Below are 20,606 nucleotides of genomic sequence, written 5' to 3' on the forward strand. Positions count from 1 at the left end.
AACTTCGTTCCACAACATGAACCGCCGTATACCGAACGGTACGTACGGTGGTGTGAGAGGACGGGAGTTAATCACTCCCTCCTACTCGATTTTTTTTGCCGGTGCGATCCTTTTGACACTTTTTACCCTCACAGTTAAAATGGTGGTATAAATGATTAGAAAAGAGGCTGTGCGGTGAATAAAAAACAAATTTTAGTTGTGGATGATGAGAAAAAGATAAGAGAATTAATAGATATATACCTGCAGAACGAAGGTTTTGGTGTGCATCAGGCCTCTGACGGCCAGCAGGCGCTGGATATGCTGGCCAGCGGTGACTATGACCTGGTGATTTTGGATTTAATGATGCCGGGTATTGATGGTTGGGAGGTCTGCCGTAGGATTAGACAGCATTCCGAAATACCGGTTATTATGTTAACTGCCAGGGGGGACGAAATCGACCGGGTGCTGGGATTGGAACTGGGTGCCGATGATTATATAGTAAAACCCTTTAGTCCCAGGGAAGTTGTGGCCAGGGTAAAGGCGGTGTTAAGGCGGGCTGGTGCGGTGCAGCCCAATAAAAAGGGCGCGGATAATAAACTGGTATTTAATAATTTAACCATTAATCCGGGTGCGCGGGAGGTATCTGTGAACGGTAAACAGATACCGCTTACTCCCAAAGAGTTTGATTTGCTGTACTATATGGCCAGGAGCCCGGGCCGGGCCATCTCCAGAGAGCAGCTGCTGGAGAATGTTTGGGGGTATGATTATTATGGAGACCTGCGCACGGTGGATACTCATATTAACCGCCTGCGGGATAAGCTGAATAAAACAGGCACTGCCCAGTATATAACCACCGTATGGGGTGTCGGGTATAAATTTGAGGTAAGTAAATGATCGGGTTTAAAAGTATCATTGGTAAGCTGTGGCTGGCCATGACACTGCTGGTGCTAACAGTGCTGGGCTTTTCGGCATTGGTTCAGTCCGGGCTGCTGCAGCACACCTATTATAAGCAGCAGACCCACCGGCTTATTACCACAGCCCGGGGCCTGGCAGAGGATATTGCCATGGAAAATGATGCTGACATCATCCGGTACAGGATAGAAAATACCGCCAGTGCTTCCGGCGCCCATATTATGCTGCTGGACAGCCAGGGGAGGTTATTGTTCAGCCAAAGCGCAAAAGAAGGCAGGCACAGGTATGGCTGTGTAAGAAGGACAATGGGCCATCACAGGAGCATGATGGATCAAAGACAGGTTTGGCCCGAAGTGGATGTAAATAAGGTGCTAAAAGGCAGTGTGGTAACTAAACGAGAGTATTCTCCCTGGTTTAGAACAGAGGTGCTCTCTGTTGGCGTACCGGTGGCGGTGGGAAATAATGTTTCCGGCATTTTACTGATGCATGCCCCGGTTCCGGAGTTAACCACCCGTTTAAGGGCGCTGCAGCATGTAACGGTATATACCGCCCTAGGGGGTGTGCTTTTAGCCACGGTATTAAGTTTGTTTTTGTCCCGTTCTTTGGTAAAGCCGCTGTTAGAAATAAACAGGGCGGCCCGGGATATGGCCAGGGGAAATTATAATCGTAAGTTAAATATTAAAAGCAGTGATGAAATTGGAATGCTGGCTCAATCCTTTAATACCCTTGCTGCTGAGTTGAAAGAAAAAATTGACACCTTGGAACGGCTGGATCAAACCCGCCGGGATTTTGTGGCCAGTGTTTCCCATGAACTGCGGACACCGCTGACCATAGTTCAAGGTTATACCGAAGCTCTGCAGGATGGGCTGGCTAAAAATGAACGGCAGCGGCAGGAGTATCTAACGAATATACACGATGAACTGATGAGATTAAGGCGTTTAGTAGATGATTTGCTTGATCTGCGCCGTTTGGAGACAGGGCAGATAAATATAAGTTTTTCACCGGTAAACTTGCTGGAAGTTATTCAGCGGGTGGTAAACGGTATCAGACCCCTTGCGGTGGAAAAAGGTGTAGAAATAATTACCGCGCTGCCGCATAATTTATCTGCTGTTAGCGGCGACGAAGACCGGTTGGCCCAGGTATTGATAAATTTGCTGGATAATGCACTGCGGGTAAGCGCCCCGGGAGATAAGCTCACCGTTTCGGCAGAAGAAAAACAGCAGTCTGTATCAGTGAGCGTTAGCGACACCGGGCCCGGTATACCGGAAGAGGAGCTTCCCTTAATTTGGGAGCGTTTTTATAAAGTGGATAAGTCCCGTACCAGGGAAGGGGCGGGGACCGGTCTGGGCCTGGTGATAAGCAAGAAGATTATAGAAATGCATGGGGGAACAATTGGTGTCAAGAGTAAGCTGGGGAAGGGCAGTACCTTTACATTTACTCTGCCCAAAGAAAATTAAAACTGGAACTGTTTTTTACAGTTCCAGTTTTCAGTATATTACTGCTGATTGTTGGTTTGAGGAATTTGCTGGTAGTAGGGGCAGTTTCCCCAACCGCCGCAGCCGTAACCGCGTCCCGGTCCGGGACCGCCGCCGTTCCACCTGCCGCCGTAACCCGGGCCCATTGGGCCGAATGCTCCGGGATTTTGCTGAATGTACTGCAGGCGATTTTGCATGTTATTTTTTATAAGTTGGGCTTGGGATTTGTCAATTAAACCTGCAGCTTGGTACTCATCCACCATTTTCATGCGCAGCTTAATCATTTCCTGGTGCAGCTGGTTGATCTTTTTGACCTGTTCGGAGTTCAGCCCGTTGACGGTGGCGGCAAAAGCCGGGATGGCCAGCGCCAGTACAGCTACAACTGCCACTGTGATGATTAATTTTTTCCGCATAAACTTCACCTCACAATCTTTTATTTATTTTTATCTATAGTATAACCGTCAAATATGGCAAAGTTGTTATTAAAATGTCACGATTTTGTTACAATTTATTTATTAGTGAAGTTATGCGGTTATCGTTAGTTATCTACTATATCCCACCGGGGGCAGCGATTGCCCCACCGGCCGATAACCTTACCCTGCTCATAAATTTCCACCACTTCGCAGGCGTTGGAGCAGCCGTCGCATTGGAAACTGCTGGTTTGATGGGGCAGATCGGTAATGGCAAAACCTTTAAATTTTGTTTTGCCGGTTTTTAAAGTTTCTTCCTTTGCCAGCTGTGCTGCACCTACCGCTCCCATTACATTAAAGTATTTGGGAATGATTACCGGCTTGCCCAGTTCCCGTTCAAAGGCTGCTTTAATGCCCACATTGGCAGCAACACCGCCCTGAAAAACAATGGGTTCCAGCAGTTCTTTTCCTTTACCCACGTTATTTAGATAATTGCGCACCAGTGCTTCACATAAACCGTTGATGATGTCCGGCAGCGGGTGCCCCATCTGCTGCTTGTGTATCATATCCGATTCAGCAAAAACGGTACAGCGGCCGGCAATACGAACGGTGTTTTTGGATTTCAGTGCCAGAGCGCCAAAGTCGGAAATCGGTATATTCAGGCGCGCAGCCTGTTGATCTAAAAAAGATCCCGTTCCGGCGGCACAAACGGTGTTCATGGCAAAGTCAGTAACTATACCGTTGCGCAGAATTATAATTTTAGAATCCTGGCCGCCGATTTCTAATACCGTTTGTACCCCCGGTACCATTGTTGAGGCTGCCACTGCATGGGCGGTAATTTCGTTTTTTATTACGTCGGCGCCGATCATTACGCCGGCCAGGTAGCGACCGCTGCCGGTGGTACCTGCCCCGGCGATTTCCACCTGAGAGTCTAACTGAGCAGCGGTTTCTTTTAACCCGTTTTTAATTGTTTCAATGGGGCGTCCATTGGTGCGCAGGTATAAATTAACAAGCACTTCACCGTCATCGTCAATGACAACAATGTTTGTACTTACAGACCCTACATCAACACCTAAGTATGCCTTCATTTTTCTATATCCTTTCTATCCTGAAAAATGTTATCTTAACTAAGCCGGCGGCTTTTGTAACGTTCGCTAAAATTCCTGCGGTTCATCCATAATACAAAAGGCCGCCTGCTATGGTGCCATTTGCGGCATAAAAATGATATCCTGCTAGGCCCGGCGGCATCTGCACACCGCTCACCGGTCCTTGTTGTTTAGGTAGGGGCAGCCTGCTCAAGCGCTTGGTACTGCTTCCTGCGTCTCAACAGATCCACAAAGGCTTCCAAGCGGGTGACCATGCCTGCCTTGCCGGTTTGCTCGTCCAAAAAGAAAGTTAAAACGGGAATGTTATGTATTTTACTTACCTTAGTTAAAATGGTACGGGCTACAATTTCCGGAATGCAGGTAAAGGGAGCTATTTGTATTACCCCGTCAAAATTACGCTTGGAGTAAAGTACTGTGTGTCCCACCGTATCCCTGCCGTGGCCACCGATTAATTCCGGCAGGTAAGGTTGAGCGGCTTCGATTGCACTAGCCAGTTCCTCCGTACCTTTACCCAGGTTATCCCTGGTCCAGCCGGTCAGGAACATGGAACGCTCTACCTCAACTCCCATGTGCCCGAGGGTTTCTTCAATTTCTAAATTGCTGGCCGGTTCCAGCAAAACATATATTTCGCCCACCAGGCCCACCTTTAATACACTGCGGTTGGGATCCTGGGGGATGTCCTGAAATGCTTTTACCCCTGCTGCTTCTGCCTCTGCGATCTGTTCGTGGGTACGGGCTTCATCCAGCCAGGCCTGGGTTTGACGGTACACTTTACTGGTGGTTCCTTTCTTTAATTCCCTGGGCCGAATTTTATGACTCAACCTTTCCATGTGGTCCAGTGCCTTTAGCTTGTGCCACCCCCTCTTAATGGCTTTAATAACGGAACGAATTGATAACCGGGCGCTGTTCAGCTTTTGTATTTTGCGATAAAAATCGATGGGGTGTTTTTTGGGAGATTCAAAACAAACCAAATCTACATTATGCCCTAAACTGCGCAGTATGGCCTGGTGCAGATGGGCATAATGCCCGGCCCGGCAGGGCCCGGAGCCGCCGGAAGTAACGATGGTGTCCATGCCCTTGGCGGCAGTTTCCAGATATGTGCCCAGCAGTATTTTATAAGGCAGGCAGGCAAATTCGGGAGCGTATTTTACTCCCAAATCTAAAGTTTTTTTACTGGGGCGAGGAGGCAAAATTACCTCATTACCCATATCTTCCATTAACATTTTAAAAGCAATGTATGAGTGCCCCATATGCGGGAATGTTACCTTACGCATCAGCCATCGCCTCTTTCTTGCGCCTTACCATATCCACAAAGGCTTCCAAGCGGGTGAACATACCTGCTTCACCGCTGTGTTCATCAATGGTAATACTCATAAAGGGTATCTGGGGATGCTCTTTAGATTTTAGCTCCATGTATTTGTCCACCATGGAGTCAGGACCGCACCCAAAGGCTGTTAGATGAATAATGCCATCTACGCCGCCGTTTTCGAAAAAATGATATGATGATTTAAGAACCCTATCACTAAAAGTCCAAAACATATCTTTGGGAATTTTTAGCTTTGCTTTATTAATCCACCGCATTGGAACCTGCTCCAATGTAATCACTTCTACCCCTAAACTTTTTAACTTGTCCAGCATGTTAACGCTGATATAATTGTCATGTACAATGTAAGGATAGCCCAAAACGGCAAAACGCAGCGAAATGCTGCCGGTTTTGGGAGCCCTTTGCTTTTTATGCTGGAGCGCCAGCATGGCTTCTTCAGGGGTCAAACCTTCTAGCATTAACTTTTGATATTTTTTCAATGTCTTTTTGGCTTTTAAATAGGCTACTAAGATCTTTGTTTTGCTGTTACTAAAACGCCGGCCTATGCTGTAGAAAGCCTTCCAAATGGCAAACCGTTCATCCCGGACGTCAATGCGCGTATCGATAACTTCAGGTAAGCCATCCAGGGAGTGTTTAATCATATCCGGCAATCCCAAAAATTTGGGACAATAAATGGTTTTACCGTTTAAACAAACCACCCGCGGTATAAATAAAAAATCAACCTTACCCTTTAAAGCCTGCACGTGGCCGAAAAATACTTTTACAGGAACGCAGGCATCGGCCAGGGCTTCACGCACACCATCATCTAAAATTTTTCTGGAAGTTTTGTGGGAAGTTACCGTTTCTACTCCCAGTTCTTTGAAGAAAGTTTCTATCATTGGATAATATACGTAGTAAAACAGTGTACGCGGTATGCCAACTTTAGCTGCCAAAGGTTTTCTTCCTTTCCTTACTGGTGTATAAAAATGTTAATAGAGGAAAGTTATGCTATAATAAAAATGATTTAGTAATATTTCTACGAATGTGATATAACTCCTGCTTAGTAGGTATTCTTTTCTCCGGACATTACCAAAAGATAATCCAAATATCATGGGCGTGTCCAGAAAAATAACTTTATTCAACAAAAAAACGGGTGCTGCAGGGGTATAAAAAATACCGGACATAAAAGTCCGGGTAGATATAGGGTGGGTATGTTCAAGGGAGAAAAAGTAATTATATTTTAAATATGTCCCTAAAATCTATGCGGTATTCCGGGTTAAAAGAAAACTGATAAAAAATGCCGTGATACCGGGACAGTATACGGCTGCTTTGAAAATGTTAACTGGTCTTAAAATTTAGCCGCCCAGGGTACGGCCATCCCTATGACCGGCAGGTTTAATACCACCGCTAACCCGTCCCAGCATAAAGGCGATGATGCCTGCTCCTCCTAAAAAGGCGAGATAAATCAAAGCTTTAATCATTTTATTCACCTCTGTAATTTTTTTACTATATTTTCTACTATATATAATATCAGAAAATTGAATATAATCAAGTCCAATTGTGCTGTTAAGTATTTCGTTAGAGGATAAAATGATTTATCATTAAAGGCATACAATAAAGTATATCGCAGCCGATGATATAATTTAATATTGGAGTGTGGTGTTTAAATTGGATAAATATCAGCTGGTTATTGTGCTGGAAAGCAAATATTATATACACTTTGATATGTACGTTAACGGTGTGCTGACCAATCCCCAGCATCCCATATGTATGAACAAAGGGGAATTTGACCGGTTTTTTAAAATGCTGTTTCGGGGTTCCAAAGGCAACTGTATTCGAATGTATTCCCACAGCCCGCCCACCCAGTTTTATCCTTGAATTTATCAAAGTTCTTCCATACACACCTGCCCTGTTGGGGACATATGTTACATTAAACCTAACTTGAAGGTGTCTGTTCTTTAGGGGGGGTAGGGGTGAAAATAGGTGATATCGTAACCAAAAAGGTATATGGTGAAAGTATGCAATTTTGTATTTTAGGTTTTTATACTAATCAAAGTACCGGGGAAAGGGTGGCGATTCTGGCTCTATTAGATCCCAGCTTGATTGTGGAATCTTCAGTGCAGGATCTTTGTCCCGTCACCGCTCGAGATTTATTTGCTTTGACAGCCAGTACAGTGGTTCACTAACTACCCGTGCCGCGGGTGTTTTTTTTATTGGGTTCTAATGAGCCCCGCTCTGCCGGGTTATAATAATGAAGGAAAATATTGTTTGTCCTAGAATTTTATTTTGACCAAACAGATATAACGGGGAAAGACTGGTAAAAAAGCTGCTGTTAAAAAACTCATGTTTTTAGCAGGGGTTATATTAGTTATTTGGGAAAGGAGTTGTACCGGAGCGATGGGAGAAAACTTGTTAAGCGCTGCAGAAAGTGCTATTGCCAGTGCCGGTAAAAGCGGTGTTAGTATGGCTGAAGCCTATATAGCCCGGTCAAAAGAATTATCCATTGAAGTGCGCAGCGGCGAGGTTGAAACCATGAAGTTAGCCGAGGACCGGGGGATTGGACTGCGGTTGATTAAAGACGGCAGGGTTGGTTTTGCCTACAGCACGGAACTTACTGTTGATGGCGTGAATGAACTGGTTAGACAGGCCCTGGCCAATGCCGGCAGTGCGGAACGTGACGAAAACATTTGTCTGCCGGATCCGGCTGCCCGCTACCCGCAGCTGGATTTGTATGATCCGGATATAAAATCGGCACCGGTGGAAGAAAAAATTAAGCTGGCCGTAACCATGGAGCAGCAGGCCAGGGCGTATGATTCCCGCGTTAAGATAATTGAAAGTTCAAGCTATCAAGACGGTGAGGCGGAGATTATCATTGTTAATTCCAAGGGTATCAAAGCCGGTTACAGGGGAGCATACAGCGGCCTGTATATTGCTTTGGTGGCCGGCGAGGGTGATGACAGTCAAACGGGGTTTGCCTTTGAGTATGGTTTAAAATATAAGGAACTTGATCCGGCCGGGGTGGGCAAATTGGCTGCCCGGCGGGCGGTGCGCATGCTGGGGGCCAAGCCGGTGCCCACTCAAAACGTGCCTGTGGTTTTAGACCCGTACATAGTCACCAATTTTCTAGGCCTGTTGGGACCGGCGCTGACGGCGGAAGCGGTGCAGAAGGGCCGGTCCCTATTTGCCGGCAAGGTGGGGCAGGAAGTGGCTTCGCAGCACGTTACCATTGTTGACGACGGTTCGAGACCCGGCGGCATTGCCTCGGCTCCCTTTGACGGTGAAGGAGTGCCTTCGTCTAAAACGGTATTGATCCGGGATGGAAGACTGCAGGGATATTTGCATAATACATACACCGCTGCTAAAGACGGGGTGCAGTCCACGGGCAACGGGGTGCGCAATTCATTTAAGAGCACTCCCGAAGTGGGAACTACTAATTTTTATATTGAACCGGGAACAGTTAGCCATGAAGATATTATTAAAGATATTGACAAAGGCTTATATATAACCGAAGTAATGGGCATGCATACAGCCAACCCTATTTCCGGTGACTTTTCGCTGGGAGCGGCGGGTATGTGGATTGAAAAGGGGGAATTTACCAAACCGGTTCGCGGTGTAGCCATTGCCGGCAACGTGATGGAACTGCTTAAGTCTGTGGATGCTGTGGGCAGTGACCTGTGTTTTTACGGCAGTAAAGGTGCCCCCACGGTAAGGGTGGCCCGGATGACAGTGAGCGGTAAGTAGGAACAAAATTTAATTTGGATAAAACCGGGGTGACCCCGGTTTTATTTAATGGGGGTATTGCACTTGGGTAAAGTTACTTTTTCAATGAAATTCTCACCAGTTAGTAACCAATGAACGAAATGAGTAAATTTGGAAGAAGTGAAACTTCGCGCGTCTGCTGTTAGTAAACGTTTTCAGCTTCACTACTTTGATTGTTTGCAATTTGCTGTTCTGTGACAATATATCCGCATTTTGTGTGTTTTACAGCATTGAGTTCTTTTAAGCAAAAGTTGCTGAACTTTATGGGAAGGCTCACAGCTAGAAAGAAATTTGGATGATCTTGCACATGGAAGTGGAGATGTGGTTCAGTTGAGTATCCGGAATTCCCACATAGCCCTATCACCTGCCCTCTCTTAACTCTATCGCCGACTTCAACTCTAATGCTTCCCTGTTTCAAGTGGGCAAGGAAGCTGTATTCATTTTTAGCATGTCTAATAACCACAAAATTACCCCTAAAATCCTTGGTTTTCCAATCAATATGCCCTATATTGAAATAATCAGCAGCATCATTCCTCATCTGGATAACAACTCCATCTGCTGGCACTAATATCGGCTTTCCAAATGCATAATAATCTTCGAGTTTTTTTCCATTATTCTTGTAAGTTTTCCCTTGCTCGTCTTTTATCACAAAATCATAAGCATAACGCTGATTAACAATATCCCACGAATGGGACACCTCTTTGCTTATCCCTCCATTTTCTATAGTCCAGAAACCTTCAAAAGGTAATGAAAACTTTGTTTTTTGGTGATAATTTTCTGGTGATGGAAGATTGCCCTTACATCTCAAAATAGCTAATAGCTGCCCGAATGTGTGAAGTAAAGCTTGATACGAAAGATAAGGGTTGAAAAACATACCGTTCATAACTGCTATGCAGTAATCTGCCAGTTCTTTTCTTTTTTTCCCTGACATTTTAACAAACTTGAGTATTAAAGATATTAATGGTAATAGAAAGAATAAGTAAAAAAACTTAAACGGCTTTAGAGGTTGATATACTGTTCCAAGAAGTCCGACAAAACCCAACCACCAGAGATTGTCTATATTAAATCTTCTACTGCGGAACATTTTTCACTCCACTTCTATCATTAAAAATATCGCCTGATGAACCCTGTAAAACTTTAAATTAAAAACTTCTAAACCGCTCTTGTATTCTCAAATTAAATAATCTGCAAATAATTTTAAGGCTAAAAATAATTCATTATATTTTGGTACCAAAATATTAAAAAATTTGCTGCGGGAGTGATTACTTATGCAGCAAATTTTTTAAACTTCAGTAACCCCAAAAGAATATTTTGACATGGGTAGAAAATTTTCCTTCCCGCAACCTGAAAGCTGCTTTAATCCTGCCTTGTACAAATATCACCTAAAAAGCACGGGTTCTACAGCCGCAATTGTATCTGTCAGGATTTCTCTAACAAAATTCTAATCCGTCGTTACTACTGCTCCTGCTGCGGTAAGACTTTTTCTTACCGGCCCTCTTTTTGTCTGCCGTACTTCCAGTACTCCATAGGACGTATCTTTATGGCTGTACTGTATTTTTTTACCTTAACCGGTTGAAGGAAGGGATTTTAAGACTTATCAAATTAATGTATAGACTGGCAAACGGATATTATGTATGGCCCCTGGCTCAAGGTGGGTAAGTCTAAAAAACAAACGTATTTGATAGCATTTATCGATGATGCCTCAAAATTAATAACTTACGGTTAGTTTTTCTTTAATATGAACCGCCGTATACTGAACGGTACGTACGGTGGTGTGAGAGGGCGGGAGTTAATCACTTCAGCCTAACTGGATCTTTGCAATAAATGAATATTATGGTAAAATGTTTTCGGTTAAATAGGCAGGTGTCACTTTTGAAAATTTTAGTACTGCACGGTCCAAATCTTAATTTGCTGGGTCAAAGAGAACCTGGTGTATACGGTTTAACCACTTTGGAAGAGGTAAATAACAAACTGCGGCGGTTGGCCGATGAGCTTGGAGTTAAAATAGAATGCTTTCAATCCAATCATGAGGGTATACTAATAGATAAACTTCACCAGGCCGTAAAATCATTTGATGCCGTTGTGTTTAATCCCGGTGCTTTTACTCATTACAGTATTGCCCTGCGGGATGCGGTGGCGGCAATAGGCCTGCCGGTGATTGAAGTGCACCTTTCCAACATTCACGCCCGGGAAGAGTTTCGCACTCAATCTGTAATAGCTGCGGTGGCGGCGGGGCAAATTTCCGGGTTGGGAATACACAGCTACTTGCTGGGTCTGCAGGCGGCGGTGGCACTGGCTAAAAAAACGGAGGCTGAGATATGAGCGATAGGGTTAAGAAATTGCAGCAAATTTTAGACCGCTATAATATAGAAGCGATGCTGATCAGTAAACCGGAAAATCGCAGGTATATAAGCGGTTTTACCGGTTCTGCCGGTACCTTGCTGATAGACAAACAAAATGCTTACCTGTTTACCGACTTTCGCTACGTGGAACAAGTTAAAGAACAGTGCCCAGGTTTTAAAGTTATACAAATCGGTGATGATTTTTATCAGAAACTGCTGCATTTGCTGCAGAAGTCCGGCGTCAGTCGGCTGGGGTTTGAAACCCACTATGTAACCTATGAGAGCTATGACAAAATGGCCGGAGAACTTTCCGGCGTTCAGCTTGTGCCGGTAAAGGATATTGCAGAGGAACTGAGGTTGATCAAAAATTCTGAGGAACTGCAGTTGATAGAAAAGGCGGTGGATATTACCGACCGGGCCTATAGCGAGATGCTGCAGCTGGTAAAAACGGGCATGACTGAGAAAGAGCTGGCTCTGGAGCTGGAATTTATTATGCGGCGGTTAGGTGCCCAGGGAAGGGCCTTTGATTTTATAGTGGCTTCAGGCCCCAGGGGAGCACTGCCCCACGGTGTGGCGTCGGACCGGGTAATACAACCGGGTGATATGGTAACCATAGATTGTGGGGCGGTATACAAGGGGTATCATTCTGATATGACCAGAAATTTTGTATTGGGGAAAGCCGATGAAAAACAGCAGGAGATATATAATATAGTTTTAGAAGCCCAGGTAGCGGGAATTGAAGCGGTACGGCCCGGGGTGCCCGCCGCGTCGGTGGACCTGGCAGCCAGGGGAGTTATTGAACGTTACGGTTACGCACAAAATTTTGGCCACGGTACCGGGCACGGGGTGGGGTTGGCCATTCATGAAGGACCCAGGATTTCCTTTCAAGAACAAGAGTTGATACTGAAGCCGGGTATGGTGCTGACGGTAGAACCCGGTATTTACCTGCCCGGATGGGGCGGGGTAAGAATAGAAGACATTGTGCTGGTAACGGAAAATGGTTGTCGAATTTTAACTAAAACGCCTAAAAACCAGTTACCGGTGATATAAAATTTTTTTAAGAGCAGGGAGGAAAGTTCAGTGATTTCAACCAACGATTTTAAAACAGGCTTAACCATTGAATTTGAAGGTGATGTATATCAAGTAATAGAGTTTCAACACGTGAAACCCGGCAAGGGTTCGGCTTTTGTGCGCTCCAAATTAAAGAATATGCGTACCGGGGCAGTGGTGGATAAAACCTTTAATGCCGGTGAAAAAATTCCTAAGGCTCACGTGGACCGCCGGGAAGTACAGTACCTGTACAACGATGGCGCCAATTATTATTTTATGGATATGGAAACCTATGACCAGTTTGAGATGACTAAGGAACAGCTGGGGGATGCGGTTAAATATCTTAAAGATAATATGATCATTACAAACCTGCTGTTCAAGGGGCAGTCCATTGGGGTTGACCTGCCCAACTTCGTAGAGTTGGAGGTTGTAGAAACTTCACCCGGCATTAAAGGTGATACAGCTTCCGGCGGCAGCAAGCCTGCTACTTTGGAAACGGGTATGGTGGTTAACGTTCCTTTCTTTATCAATGTAGGTGATGTACTGCAAATTGATACCCGCACCGGCCACTATATCAAGCGGGTATAGAAAAATATTTAATACTTGTTTAAAAACCCCCTTTTAGTGAAATAATAAACTAGCATTTGCCGATGCTGGCATAAAATTTCCAAGGGGGGTTTATTATGGATTTGAGGGCGAGGGTATCTTACCTGCAGGGGTTGGCTAATGGCTTAAACATTTCACGGGATAGTAGGGAGGGCCAGCTGCTGCAGGGGATTGTGGATGTGCTCACCGATTTTGCCGAAGAAGTTAGGGAACTGCAGGAAACCCATGAGCAGATGGAAGACTATATTGAAGCTTTGGATGAGGATTTGTATCAATTGGAAGATGATTTTTATGATCACCAGTCGTACCTTCCCGAGGATGATATTGAAGAATACGATGAGTACGTGGAGGTAAAGTGTCCCGGCTGCGGCGAAACGGTAATGTTTGATTCAGACATTCTTGAAGAAGATGAGTTAATAGAGGTTACCTGCCCCAACTGTGATGAAGTGGTCTTTGTAAATGACAACACATACGTGTCGGCAGACGAGCCGGAGGAATTGACTGCTGCTGGTGTGGGCGCTGGAGAAGACCTTTAACTTAAATTATATTAAATAGGCGCGTAAAATATATTTTTACATTTTACGCGCCTATTTACATGTCAGAAAATGTAGAAAATTACTTCGACAGCCCCTTGAATATATCTATATTATCAAATAAAATGTTGTTAATGGTAATATAGTAATCATTTGGGGTTATGTCCAAACGTTATTATTAGAAATGGGGGTAATAAATAATGGGTGAAAAACAAAAAATAGTGATAATCGGTGGTGTAGCTGCCGGGCCGAAGGCTGCTGCCCGTGCTCGCCGGCGTAATCCTGATGCCGAAATCATTATGCTGGAGCGGGGTGAAATGACATCTTATGCCGGCTGCGGTATGCCTTTTTTCGTTTCAGGCATGATACAGGATTACAACCAGCTCTTTAACACTGCTTACGGTGTAAAACGTGATGCCCAGTACTTTGGCCGTGAGAAGGGTGTAAAACTGTATACCCGCACCGAAGCCAAAGCTATTGACCGGGATAAAAAAGAAGTTAAAGCAGTTAATTTGGAAACAGGGGAAGAAATGGTTTTCCCCTATGACCAGTTGGTGCTGGCCACAGGTGCTTCACCCGTTGAACTGCCTATTGAAGGTAAGGAGCTGAAGGGTGTTTACAAGTTAAATCATCCCACAGATGCGTTAAAAATAAAAGAAGCGTTGGATACCGGTGAAATTGAGCGGGCCGTAGTAATCGGAGCGGGTTTAATCGGTTTGGAAGGTGCTGACGCGTTATTTAATAAAATGGTAGATGTTACCATAGTAGAACTGCAGGAGCAGGTACTGCCGGGCATGTTGGACCCGGATATGGCAGAAAAACTGCAGCAGCACATGAGAGAAGAAGATGTGGACCTGTGTCTTGGTGATAAGGTGCTGCGCATAGAAGGCGACGAGAATGGTAACGTTAAAGGTGTGGTAACTGAGAAGCGGGGATTTATAGAATGCCAAATGGTAATTATGTCCGTGGGCGTGCGTCCCAATGTTGAACTGGCCAGGGAAGCCGGCTTGGAAATCGGTAAAACCGGTGCCATTGTGGTTAATGATTCCATGCAAACCACCGATCCGTACATTTATGCCTGCGGTGACTGCGTTGAAAATACCCATCTGGTGTCCGGAGAAAAGGTGTATACTCCCATGGCTACATATGCCAACCGCCAGGGTCGCGTGGTAGGTGACAACCTGACCGGGGGAAATTCTACCTTTAAAGGTGTACTGGGAACAGGGGTGGCAGAATTATTTGAGATGAATGTGGCCCGCACCGGTTTAGGTGAAGTACAAGCTAAAAAGCTGGGTTATAATGTAATTACTGCCCTACATTCCGCCTTTGACCGCACTCACTATCACCCGGCCCACGGCCTGATGTTTATTAAAGTTATTGCTGATAGAGACAGTAAGCGTATTTTAGGTGCCCAGGCCATTGGTAAAGCTGAAGTGGCCAAACGGATTGATGTTATCGCCACTGCCATTACCTTTGGGGCCAAAGTGGATGATTTAATCAATATTGACCTGGGATATGCACCGCCGTTTTCTGCACCCATTGACCCGGTTGTGCATACCGCTAACTTTATCAGCAACAAGGCTGCAGGACTGGCCACCGGTATTTCTGCCAAAGAGTTTAAAGAGAAAGTGGAACGGGGCGAAGACATGGTACTGCTGGACGTGCGTACTCCGGAACAATTTGCTCCTAAGCACTTTAAAGATGACCGGGTAATGCAGGTTACACTGGGAGATTTGCGGGAGCGCATTAATGAAATTCCCAGGGATAAAGAAATCATTACCATTTGTGCCATGGGCTCCCGGGCCTATGAAGCAGCAAGAATCTTGCAGGGTGCAGGATTTAAGGATGTGAAAATTCTGGAAGGCGGTTATAATGCCTGGCCGTATGAATTAGAATTTGAGAAAAAATAAAACATAACAGCCATTACATCCCCTGTATGTATTAAAGAATAATGGTCAACATATCGTTAAGGGGGGATGTTATATGGCTAGATCAAAAATTATGAGTGATGCTCTGAAGTACGAAATTGCCCAGGAAATGGGTGTGGCCCACAAAATTAAAGGGGCAGACTACGGTGAACTAACTTCCCGTGAATGTGGCAATTTTGTAAAGTACGCCATTCAGAAAGCAGAGCGCAGCCTGTTATAACTTCCCCGAATTTAAGGACCCCTGCCTATAAATTTAGGCAGGGGTTCTTTTTATGAGAATGTTCGAAAAGTCCGCGCCAGATCCACTTCGAATTTCTACGTTGTCTCGGCTTTTGCGTGCTCACGTATTTTCGTATACGCTCCGCTCCTCAAAGCCTTCGCCGCCTTGAACTTCTCGTGTCTCTCGTGCTCCTTTTCGAACACTTACTTTATGTGTTTATGGATCATTTACGACAAAAATTCCCGGCATATTTTACCAGTAAAAGCCATAAATATATTCCTGAGGAGGGACAGCAGTTGAATGCTGTGAATGTGGTTTTTAACAACAAAGAAAAAGCCGGGGCGGTACAAGGTTTTCCCAAGCCGTTAGATATGGTGATAAATGTACTGCCAACCCACCTGCGTAAAAAGATACGGCAGCTTCAACCTGATGTGCTGGCCCGGTTGGAAGAACTGCGATTAAGACAAAATCGTCCGCTGGTGGTGGGGTTGAGTGATGGAGATGTTTTTTTACAGCGGGAGGGGGGGCTGACAAAGTCACCGGAAAGGGCATACATTGTTGATGCCGATGATATCCAGCGCACCACCCAGCTGGTGAGCAATTCTTCTGTTTACGCTTTGGAAGAAGAATTAAAAAACGGTTATATTACCATTCCGGGCGGCCACCGGGTGGGAATAACCGGTAAAGTGGTGGCGGAACACGGCCGGGTGAAAACCATTAAATATATTTCGGGATTTAATATCCGCATCTCCCGCCAGGTGTTGGGGGCGGCGGATGAGGTGTTGAAAGATCTGATATCTCCGCAGGGAGAGGTGTATCATACCATGCTCATTTCTCCGCCCCGGTGCGGAAAAACTACTCTGCTGCGGGATATAGTGCGTCAATTGTCCAACGGGATACCGGGCTTAAATTTTCCGGGCACCACTGTGGCGGTGGTGGACGAGCGGTCGGAAATTGCCGGCTGCCACCGGGGTATTCCCCAGCAGGATGTGGGTGTGCGCACCGATGTGCTGGATGCCTGCCCCAAGGCAGAGGGAATGATGATGCTGCTGAGATCAATGTCGCCCCGGGTGATTGCCACCGACGAAATTGGTCGTATGGAGGATGTGGAAGCGCTGGAGGAAGTGCTTAACGCCGGGGTAAAGGTGTTAACCACGGTACACGGTTCATCTCTGGAAGAATTAAAACGCCGCCCGGCCATACAGAAACTGTTGAAACTGCAGGTCATTGAACGGCTGGTGTTTTTGGACCGCAGCAGGGGGGCCGGCACGATAAAGATGGTTATGGACGGTATAACTTACCGGCCGTTGGGGGTGAAGAGATGCTGAAACTTTTCGGGGCGGTGATGGTACTGTGTGCCTGCGGCTATGCCGGTTTTTCCATGGCCAGGAATTATCAGCAGCGGCCCAAAGAACTGCGCTGCCTGCAGTCGGCACTGCAGATGCTGGAAACCGAAATATCTTATGGAGCCACCCCGCTGCCCGATGCCCTGGAACAGGTGGCCAGGCGCAGTGAAAGCAGCGTGGCCGGGCTGTTTGCTTTAACCAGAGAACAGCTTTTAAACGGGGAAGGAATTACTGCCCGGGAAGCGTGGGATGAAGCGTTAAAACAATTTTACCGCAGCAGTGCCATTAAGGCCGGAGACGCGGCGGTGCTGAAAGCTCTGGGTGCCGGTTTGGGAATATCAGACCGGGAAGATCAGGTAAAACACCTGCGTTTGGCCCGGGAACAATTAAAAATCGAAACTGCCAAAGCCGAGGAGGAAGCAGTTAGAAATGTAAAACTGTACAACTACCTGGGTTTTTTAGGGGGCCTGACCATAGTATTAATTCTGATCTGAAAGGGAGGAACGCCATGGGCAGTATTGACATTATTTTCCGGATTGCCGGTATCGGTATCCTGGTGGCAGCACTGCATACCGTTTTAAAGAATGCTGGCAAGGAAGAATATGCCCACTGGGTTACAGTGGGCGGTGTGGTAGTGATACTGTTTTGGGTGATAGATTTTTTGGGGGCATTTTTTGCCGAAGTAAAGTCAGTATTTAACCTGTTTTAATGGTTTGAAGGTGGTAGTTTATGGAGATTATGCAGATAATTGGTATCGCTTTAGTAACTACCATATTAGCCGGTATCATTAAATTTGGCCGCAGTGAAATGGGGGTGTTATTAAGTTTAACTGCCGGCCTGATAATCTTCTTTATGGTTCTGGGCCCGATCAGTTCTGTGTTTCAGGTATTAAAAGACCTGGCCAACCGGGCCAACATCAGTATGGCTTACCTGGGAACGATCCTCAAAATCGTGGGTATTGCTTACATAGCTGATTTTGGGGCCCAAATCTGCCGGGATGCCGGTGAAGGTGCCCTGGCTGCCAAGGTGGAGTTTGCAGCTAAAATTCTGGTTTTGGTTTTGGCGGTACCCATCATTGTGGCGGTACTGCAGGCACTGCTGAAAATAATACCGACGTAGGTGGTGAGATGATTAGAAAAATATTAATTTTTTATATACTGGCGTTGAACTTGCTGTTTTCACTGCCTGTCCGGGCGGCCCAGCAGGACAACCCCGGGGATATAGACTTATCTGTGCTGGATATGGAAGCGGTGGAACAGGTGGTGCGGCAGTTAGATGATGAAATACAGCAGGCTGTGCCGCAGTTGGATTTTCGTTCTTTGACTGCCAAGCTGGCCCGGGGTGAACTGGAGTGGAATATTAGTGAAGTATTTAACTGGTTAATAAAGTTTATCTTTAATGAAGTGCTGGCCAATCTGCTGCTGCTGGGCAAGCTGGTGGTGCTGGCTATTATCACTGCTGTACTGCAGAACCTGATGACAGCCTTTGAAAAGGCCACAGTGGGGAAAATAGCTTACTTCATCTGTTACCTGGTGCTGATAACGCTGGCGGTGGGTACTTTTACCCTGACTATTAATATTGGCCGGGAAGCGGTGGATAACATGGTGATTTTTATGCAGGCCCTGCTGCCCCTTTTGCTTACACTGCTGGCGGCCATGGGAGGTATAGCCTCATCCACCCTATTTCACCCCATAATTTTGGGATCGATAACGGTGATGGGCACAGTTATTAAAAATGTGGTGCTGCCGTTGATATTTTTTGCCGCGGTGTTAAGTGTGGTCAACGGTGTATCGGCAAAGTTTAAAGTATCCAGAATGGCAGATTTGTTTAAGACGGCCGGGATGACGATACTGGGACTTTGTTCCACCGTGTTTATGGGGATACTGGCTGTTCAGGGTGTGGCCGGTTCCGTCAGTGACGGGGTGGCGCTGCGCACAGCCAAATTTACCACCGATGCCTTTGTGCCGGTGGTTGGCGGAACGCTGTCCGACGCGCTGGAGGCGGTTATGGGTTCAGCTTTGTTGATGAAAAATGCAGTGGGTGTGGCCGGCGTAGTGGTTATTGCCCTGTTAACTGTTTTACCCCTGGTAAAAATCCTGGCCATTGCCTTTGTTTACCGCCTGGCCGGTGCAGTGGTGCAGCCGGTTGGCGACGGTCAAATGGCAGACTGTTTAACCGGCTTGGGAAACAGTTTAATTATGGTGTTTGGCGCCGTGGCCACGGTGGGATTGCTCTTTTTCTTTGCTATTACCATAGTGGTGGGTATGGGCAACCTCACGGTAATGCTCAGGTAAGGGGGAATGGAAGGTGGAGATATTACGCCAGTTGGTGCAGAGTTTAATAATTATTGTCATGCTGGCGGTTTTTTTAGAACTGCTGTTACCCTCCGGCACTATGCAGGGTTATGTAAAAATGGTGATGGGGCTGCTGGTGGTTATTGCGGTGCTGCAGGTGGTATTTGATTTTTTTCACACCGACTTTTATCTCCATGTACCTAAGCTGTCTTCCACCCCTTCGGCGGCGCTGGAACAGGTACAGGCCAATGCCAAGGAATTGTCCGAGCATTATCAAAACAGGGCGCTGGAGGATTATCGCAGCGGTATTGCCAAACAGGTGCTGGCACTGGCCCGTTTGAACCGGGAACTGGCGGTGTTGGATGCCCGGGTGGATTTAAATACCAGCCGGGGGGAAAACTTCGGCCGACTGCAGTTAATTCAGCTCACTGTAACAGATAAACCACAGACAGAACAAGGGGCAGGAAAAATAAAGCCGGTGGAAATCCAGGTGGGAGCAGACGGCGGTGACTCATATCAACAAGGACAGGTGACGGAAGAAAAACAGCAGGCCATGGATAAACTGGCCAAAACGGTGGCCAATTTTTATAATCTGCCCCCAGAGCAGGTGCAGGTGATTTATACAAACTGAGCATTTAAAGGGCTGCAAACGGCACCATCAGCGGATGAAAAGCGGGCGGCCTTTTGTGTAAATGAGCATTTATGAATGAGCGGTAGAATAAAGGAGGTCAGTGGGGTTGAACAAAGACTTTTGGAAAAACTTTGATAAAGATAAAATGAAATGGTTGGGGACAATTTTTGCTGCCGCTGTGGGATTAATGCTTATAGTTGGCGGCAGCCCTTTTGATTCACCCGCTCCCCCCCGGCACCCGGTACAGGACATATCTGAGCAAAGGCAGGGGAGTAAAAACACCAGTGATAATAAGTCACAGCCCAGCACAGCTGCTGAAGAAAAATACCTGGCGGATAAACTGCAGCGGATGCTGGAAATGGTGGAAGGGGCTGGCGAAGTACATGTAACGGTGCAGTTGGAAAGCTCATCCCGGGCTGAATACGCTATCAATACCACCACCGATTCTAAAACAACCCAGGAAAAGGATCAAGCCGGCGGTACCAGGGTACAGACCGAAGATAACGATAGCAGCCAATTGGTGCTGATAAGGGATAGCAGCGGCGGTGAAATTCCCGTTCTGCGCCAGGAACTGGCACCCAAAGTATCCGGGGTGCTGGTGGTGGCCGAAGGGGCCGGCGATCCGGTCATTAAGGCCCAGCTTTTTAAAGCGGTAAAGGTTGCCCTGGGGGTGGAACCGCAAAAAATACTGGTGCTGGCTAAAGGTAAATAA

The 20,606-nt window shown here is 46.3% G+C and carries 25 protein-coding genes; 19 read left to right on the plus strand and 6 right to left on the minus strand.

Features of this window, described 5'->3' with window-relative positions; genetic code table 11:
• Window positions 1-174 precede the first annotated feature (174 nt).
• Entirely contained in the window at window positions 175-873 is a 699-nt protein-coding gene (locus JOC37_RS09165) for a response regulator (protein WP_204618234.1), read from the plus strand.
• Window positions 870-2,348, plus strand: a complete 1,479-nt coding sequence (locus JOC37_RS09170; protein WP_204618235.1) for a sensor histidine kinase — start codon at window positions 870-872, stop codon at window positions 2,346-2,348. Before JOC37_RS09165 ends, JOC37_RS09170 begins: the two co-directional genes overlap by 4 nt.
• A gap of 38 nt (window positions 2,349-2,386) precedes the next feature.
• On the opposite strand, the gene JOC37_RS09175 is transcribed toward JOC37_RS09170, so the two are convergent.
• From JOC37_RS09175 to JOC37_RS13485, 5 genes are all read right to left on the minus strand, one after another.
• Window positions 2,387-2,779, minus strand: coding sequence for a DUF2680 domain-containing protein (locus tag JOC37_RS09175; RefSeq protein ID WP_204618237.1), 393 nt, complete (start codon window positions 2,777-2,779; stop codon window positions 2,387-2,389).
• Between the two features lie 125 nt (window positions 2,780-2,904).
• Window positions 2,905-3,864, minus strand: a complete 960-nt coding sequence (locus JOC37_RS09180) for an acyl-CoA dehydratase activase (RefSeq protein WP_204618239.1) — start codon at window positions 3,862-3,864, stop codon at window positions 2,905-2,907.
• 188 nt (window positions 3,865-4,052) lie between these two features.
• Window positions 4,053-5,156, minus strand: a complete 1,104-nt coding sequence (locus tag JOC37_RS09185) for an acyl-CoA dehydratase activase-related protein (protein WP_204618241.1) — start codon at window positions 5,154-5,156, stop codon at window positions 4,053-4,055.
• Window positions 5,149-6,138 (minus strand): acyl-CoA dehydratase activase-related protein, encoded by a 990-nt coding sequence (locus JOC37_RS09190; protein WP_204618243.1) that lies wholly within the window; start codon window positions 6,136-6,138, stop codon window positions 5,149-5,151. Before JOC37_RS09190 ends, JOC37_RS09185 begins: the two co-directional genes overlap by 8 nt.
• 402 nt (window positions 6,139-6,540) lie before the next feature.
• Window positions 6,541-6,666, minus strand: a complete 126-nt coding sequence (locus tag JOC37_RS13485) for a hypothetical protein (protein WP_274380946.1) — start codon at window positions 6,664-6,666, stop codon at window positions 6,541-6,543.
• Between the two features lie 187 nt (window positions 6,667-6,853).
• On the opposite strand from JOC37_RS13485, the gene JOC37_RS09195 reads away from it, so the two are divergent.
• From JOC37_RS09195 to JOC37_RS09205, 3 genes are all read left to right on the plus strand, one after another.
• Window positions 6,854-7,063, plus strand: a complete 210-nt coding sequence (locus JOC37_RS09195; RefSeq protein ID WP_204618245.1) for a hypothetical protein — start codon at window positions 6,854-6,856, stop codon at window positions 7,061-7,063.
• A 95-nt stretch (window positions 7,064-7,158) separates the two neighbouring features.
• Window positions 7,159-7,371 (plus strand): hypothetical protein, encoded by a 213-nt coding sequence (locus JOC37_RS09200; protein WP_204618319.1) that lies wholly within the window; start codon window positions 7,159-7,161, stop codon window positions 7,369-7,371.
• A gap of 211 nt (window positions 7,372-7,582) precedes the next feature.
• Window positions 7,583-8,926, plus strand: coding sequence for a TldD/PmbA family protein (locus tag JOC37_RS09205; protein ID WP_204618247.1), 1,344 nt, complete (start codon window positions 7,583-7,585; stop codon window positions 8,924-8,926).
• Window positions 8,927-9,086: 160 nt separating this feature from the next.
• Here the strand turns inward: JOC37_RS09205 and JOC37_RS13490 are convergent, their stop codons facing one another.
• Complete coding sequence (locus JOC37_RS13490) at window positions 9,087-10,028, minus strand: M23 family metallopeptidase (protein WP_204618249.1); 942 nt, start codon at window positions 10,026-10,028, stop codon at window positions 9,087-9,089.
• A 360-nt stretch (window positions 10,029-10,388) separates the two neighbouring features.
• Here JOC37_RS13490 and JOC37_RS13715 point away from each other — a divergent pair, with 360 nt between their 5' ends.
• The 14 genes from JOC37_RS13715 to JOC37_RS09275 all read left to right on the plus strand — a co-directional run bounded on the left by JOC37_RS13715 (window position 10,389) and on the right by JOC37_RS09275 (window position 20,606).
• Window positions 10,389-10,520, plus strand: coding sequence for a hypothetical protein (locus JOC37_RS13715; RefSeq protein ID WP_420797290.1), 132 nt, complete (start codon window positions 10,389-10,391; stop codon window positions 10,518-10,520).
• A gap of 296 nt (window positions 10,521-10,816) precedes the next feature.
• Complete coding sequence (aroQ, locus tag JOC37_RS09215) at window positions 10,817-11,266, plus strand: type II 3-dehydroquinate dehydratase (RefSeq protein WP_204618251.1); 450 nt, start codon at window positions 10,817-10,819, stop codon at window positions 11,264-11,266.
• Window positions 11,263-12,336 carry a M24 family metallopeptidase gene (locus JOC37_RS09220; RefSeq protein ID WP_204618253.1) on the plus strand — a complete coding sequence of 358 codons (1,074 nt, stop codon included), beginning with the start codon at window positions 11,263-11,265 and terminating at the stop codon, window positions 12,334-12,336. Before aroQ ends, JOC37_RS09220 begins: the two co-directional genes overlap by 4 nt.
• A gap of 30 nt (window positions 12,337-12,366) precedes the next feature.
• Entirely contained in the window at window positions 12,367-12,924 is a 558-nt protein-coding gene (gene efp / locus JOC37_RS09225; RefSeq protein ID WP_204618255.1) for an elongation factor P, read from the plus strand.
• Between the two features lie 95 nt (window positions 12,925-13,019).
• A complete protein-coding gene (locus JOC37_RS09230) occupies window positions 13,020-13,478 on the plus strand; it encodes a CD1247 N-terminal domain-containing protein (RefSeq protein WP_204618256.1) in 459 nt (152 codons plus the stop codon).
• 197 nt (window positions 13,479-13,675) lie between these two features.
• Window positions 13,676-15,385 (plus strand): FAD-dependent oxidoreductase, encoded by a 1,710-nt coding sequence (locus JOC37_RS09235; RefSeq protein ID WP_204618258.1) that lies wholly within the window; start codon window positions 13,676-13,678, stop codon window positions 15,383-15,385.
• 73 nt (window positions 15,386-15,458) lie between these two features.
• Window positions 15,459-15,623, plus strand: a complete 165-nt coding sequence (locus JOC37_RS09240; protein WP_204618260.1) for a small, acid-soluble spore protein, alpha/beta type — start codon at window positions 15,459-15,461, stop codon at window positions 15,621-15,623.
• A gap of 371 nt (window positions 15,624-15,994) precedes the next feature.
• On the plus strand, window positions 15,995-16,951 hold the full coding sequence (gene spoIIIAA, locus JOC37_RS09245) for a stage III sporulation protein AA (protein ID WP_204618310.1): 957 nt from the start codon (window positions 15,995-15,997) through the stop codon (window positions 16,949-16,951).
• Window positions 16,945-17,463, plus strand: coding sequence for a stage III sporulation protein SpoIIIAB (spoIIIAB, locus tag JOC37_RS09250; protein ID WP_204618262.1), 519 nt, complete (start codon window positions 16,945-16,947; stop codon window positions 17,461-17,463). The genes spoIIIAA and spoIIIAB overlap by 7 nt, the downstream gene beginning before the upstream one ends.
• A 14-nt stretch (window positions 17,464-17,477) precedes the next feature.
• Window positions 17,478-17,678, plus strand: a complete 201-nt coding sequence (gene spoIIIAC / locus JOC37_RS09255; protein ID WP_204618264.1) for a stage III sporulation protein AC — start codon at window positions 17,478-17,480, stop codon at window positions 17,676-17,678.
• A 20-nt stretch (window positions 17,679-17,698) separates the two neighbouring features.
• Entirely contained in the window at window positions 17,699-18,088 is a 390-nt protein-coding gene (gene spoIIIAD, locus JOC37_RS09260) for a stage III sporulation protein AD (RefSeq protein ID WP_204618266.1), read from the plus strand.
• Between the two features lie 8 nt (window positions 18,089-18,096).
• Window positions 18,097-19,263: a stage III sporulation protein AE gene (gene spoIIIAE, locus JOC37_RS09265; RefSeq protein ID WP_204618268.1), complete on the plus strand. Its 1,167-nt coding sequence runs from the start codon at window positions 18,097-18,099 to the stop codon at window positions 19,261-19,263.
• 13 nt (window positions 19,264-19,276) lie between these two features.
• The gene (gene spoIIIAF, locus JOC37_RS09270) at window positions 19,277-19,894 is read left to right on the plus strand and encodes a stage III sporulation protein AF (RefSeq protein WP_204618270.1); all 618 of its coding nucleotides are present in this window, start codon (window positions 19,277-19,279) and stop codon (window positions 19,892-19,894) included.
• A 106-nt stretch (window positions 19,895-20,000) separates the two neighbouring features.
• On the plus strand, window positions 20,001-20,606 hold the full coding sequence (locus JOC37_RS09275) for a hypothetical protein (protein ID WP_204618272.1): 606 nt from the start codon (window positions 20,001-20,003) through the stop codon (window positions 20,604-20,606).

Origin of the sequence: Desulforadius tongensis (genome assembly GCF_016907915.1) — a bacterium.
In the GTDB taxonomy this organism is placed as follows: Bacteria; Bacillota; Desulfotomaculia; order Desulfotomaculales; family Desulfohalotomaculaceae; genus Desulforadius; species Desulforadius tongensis.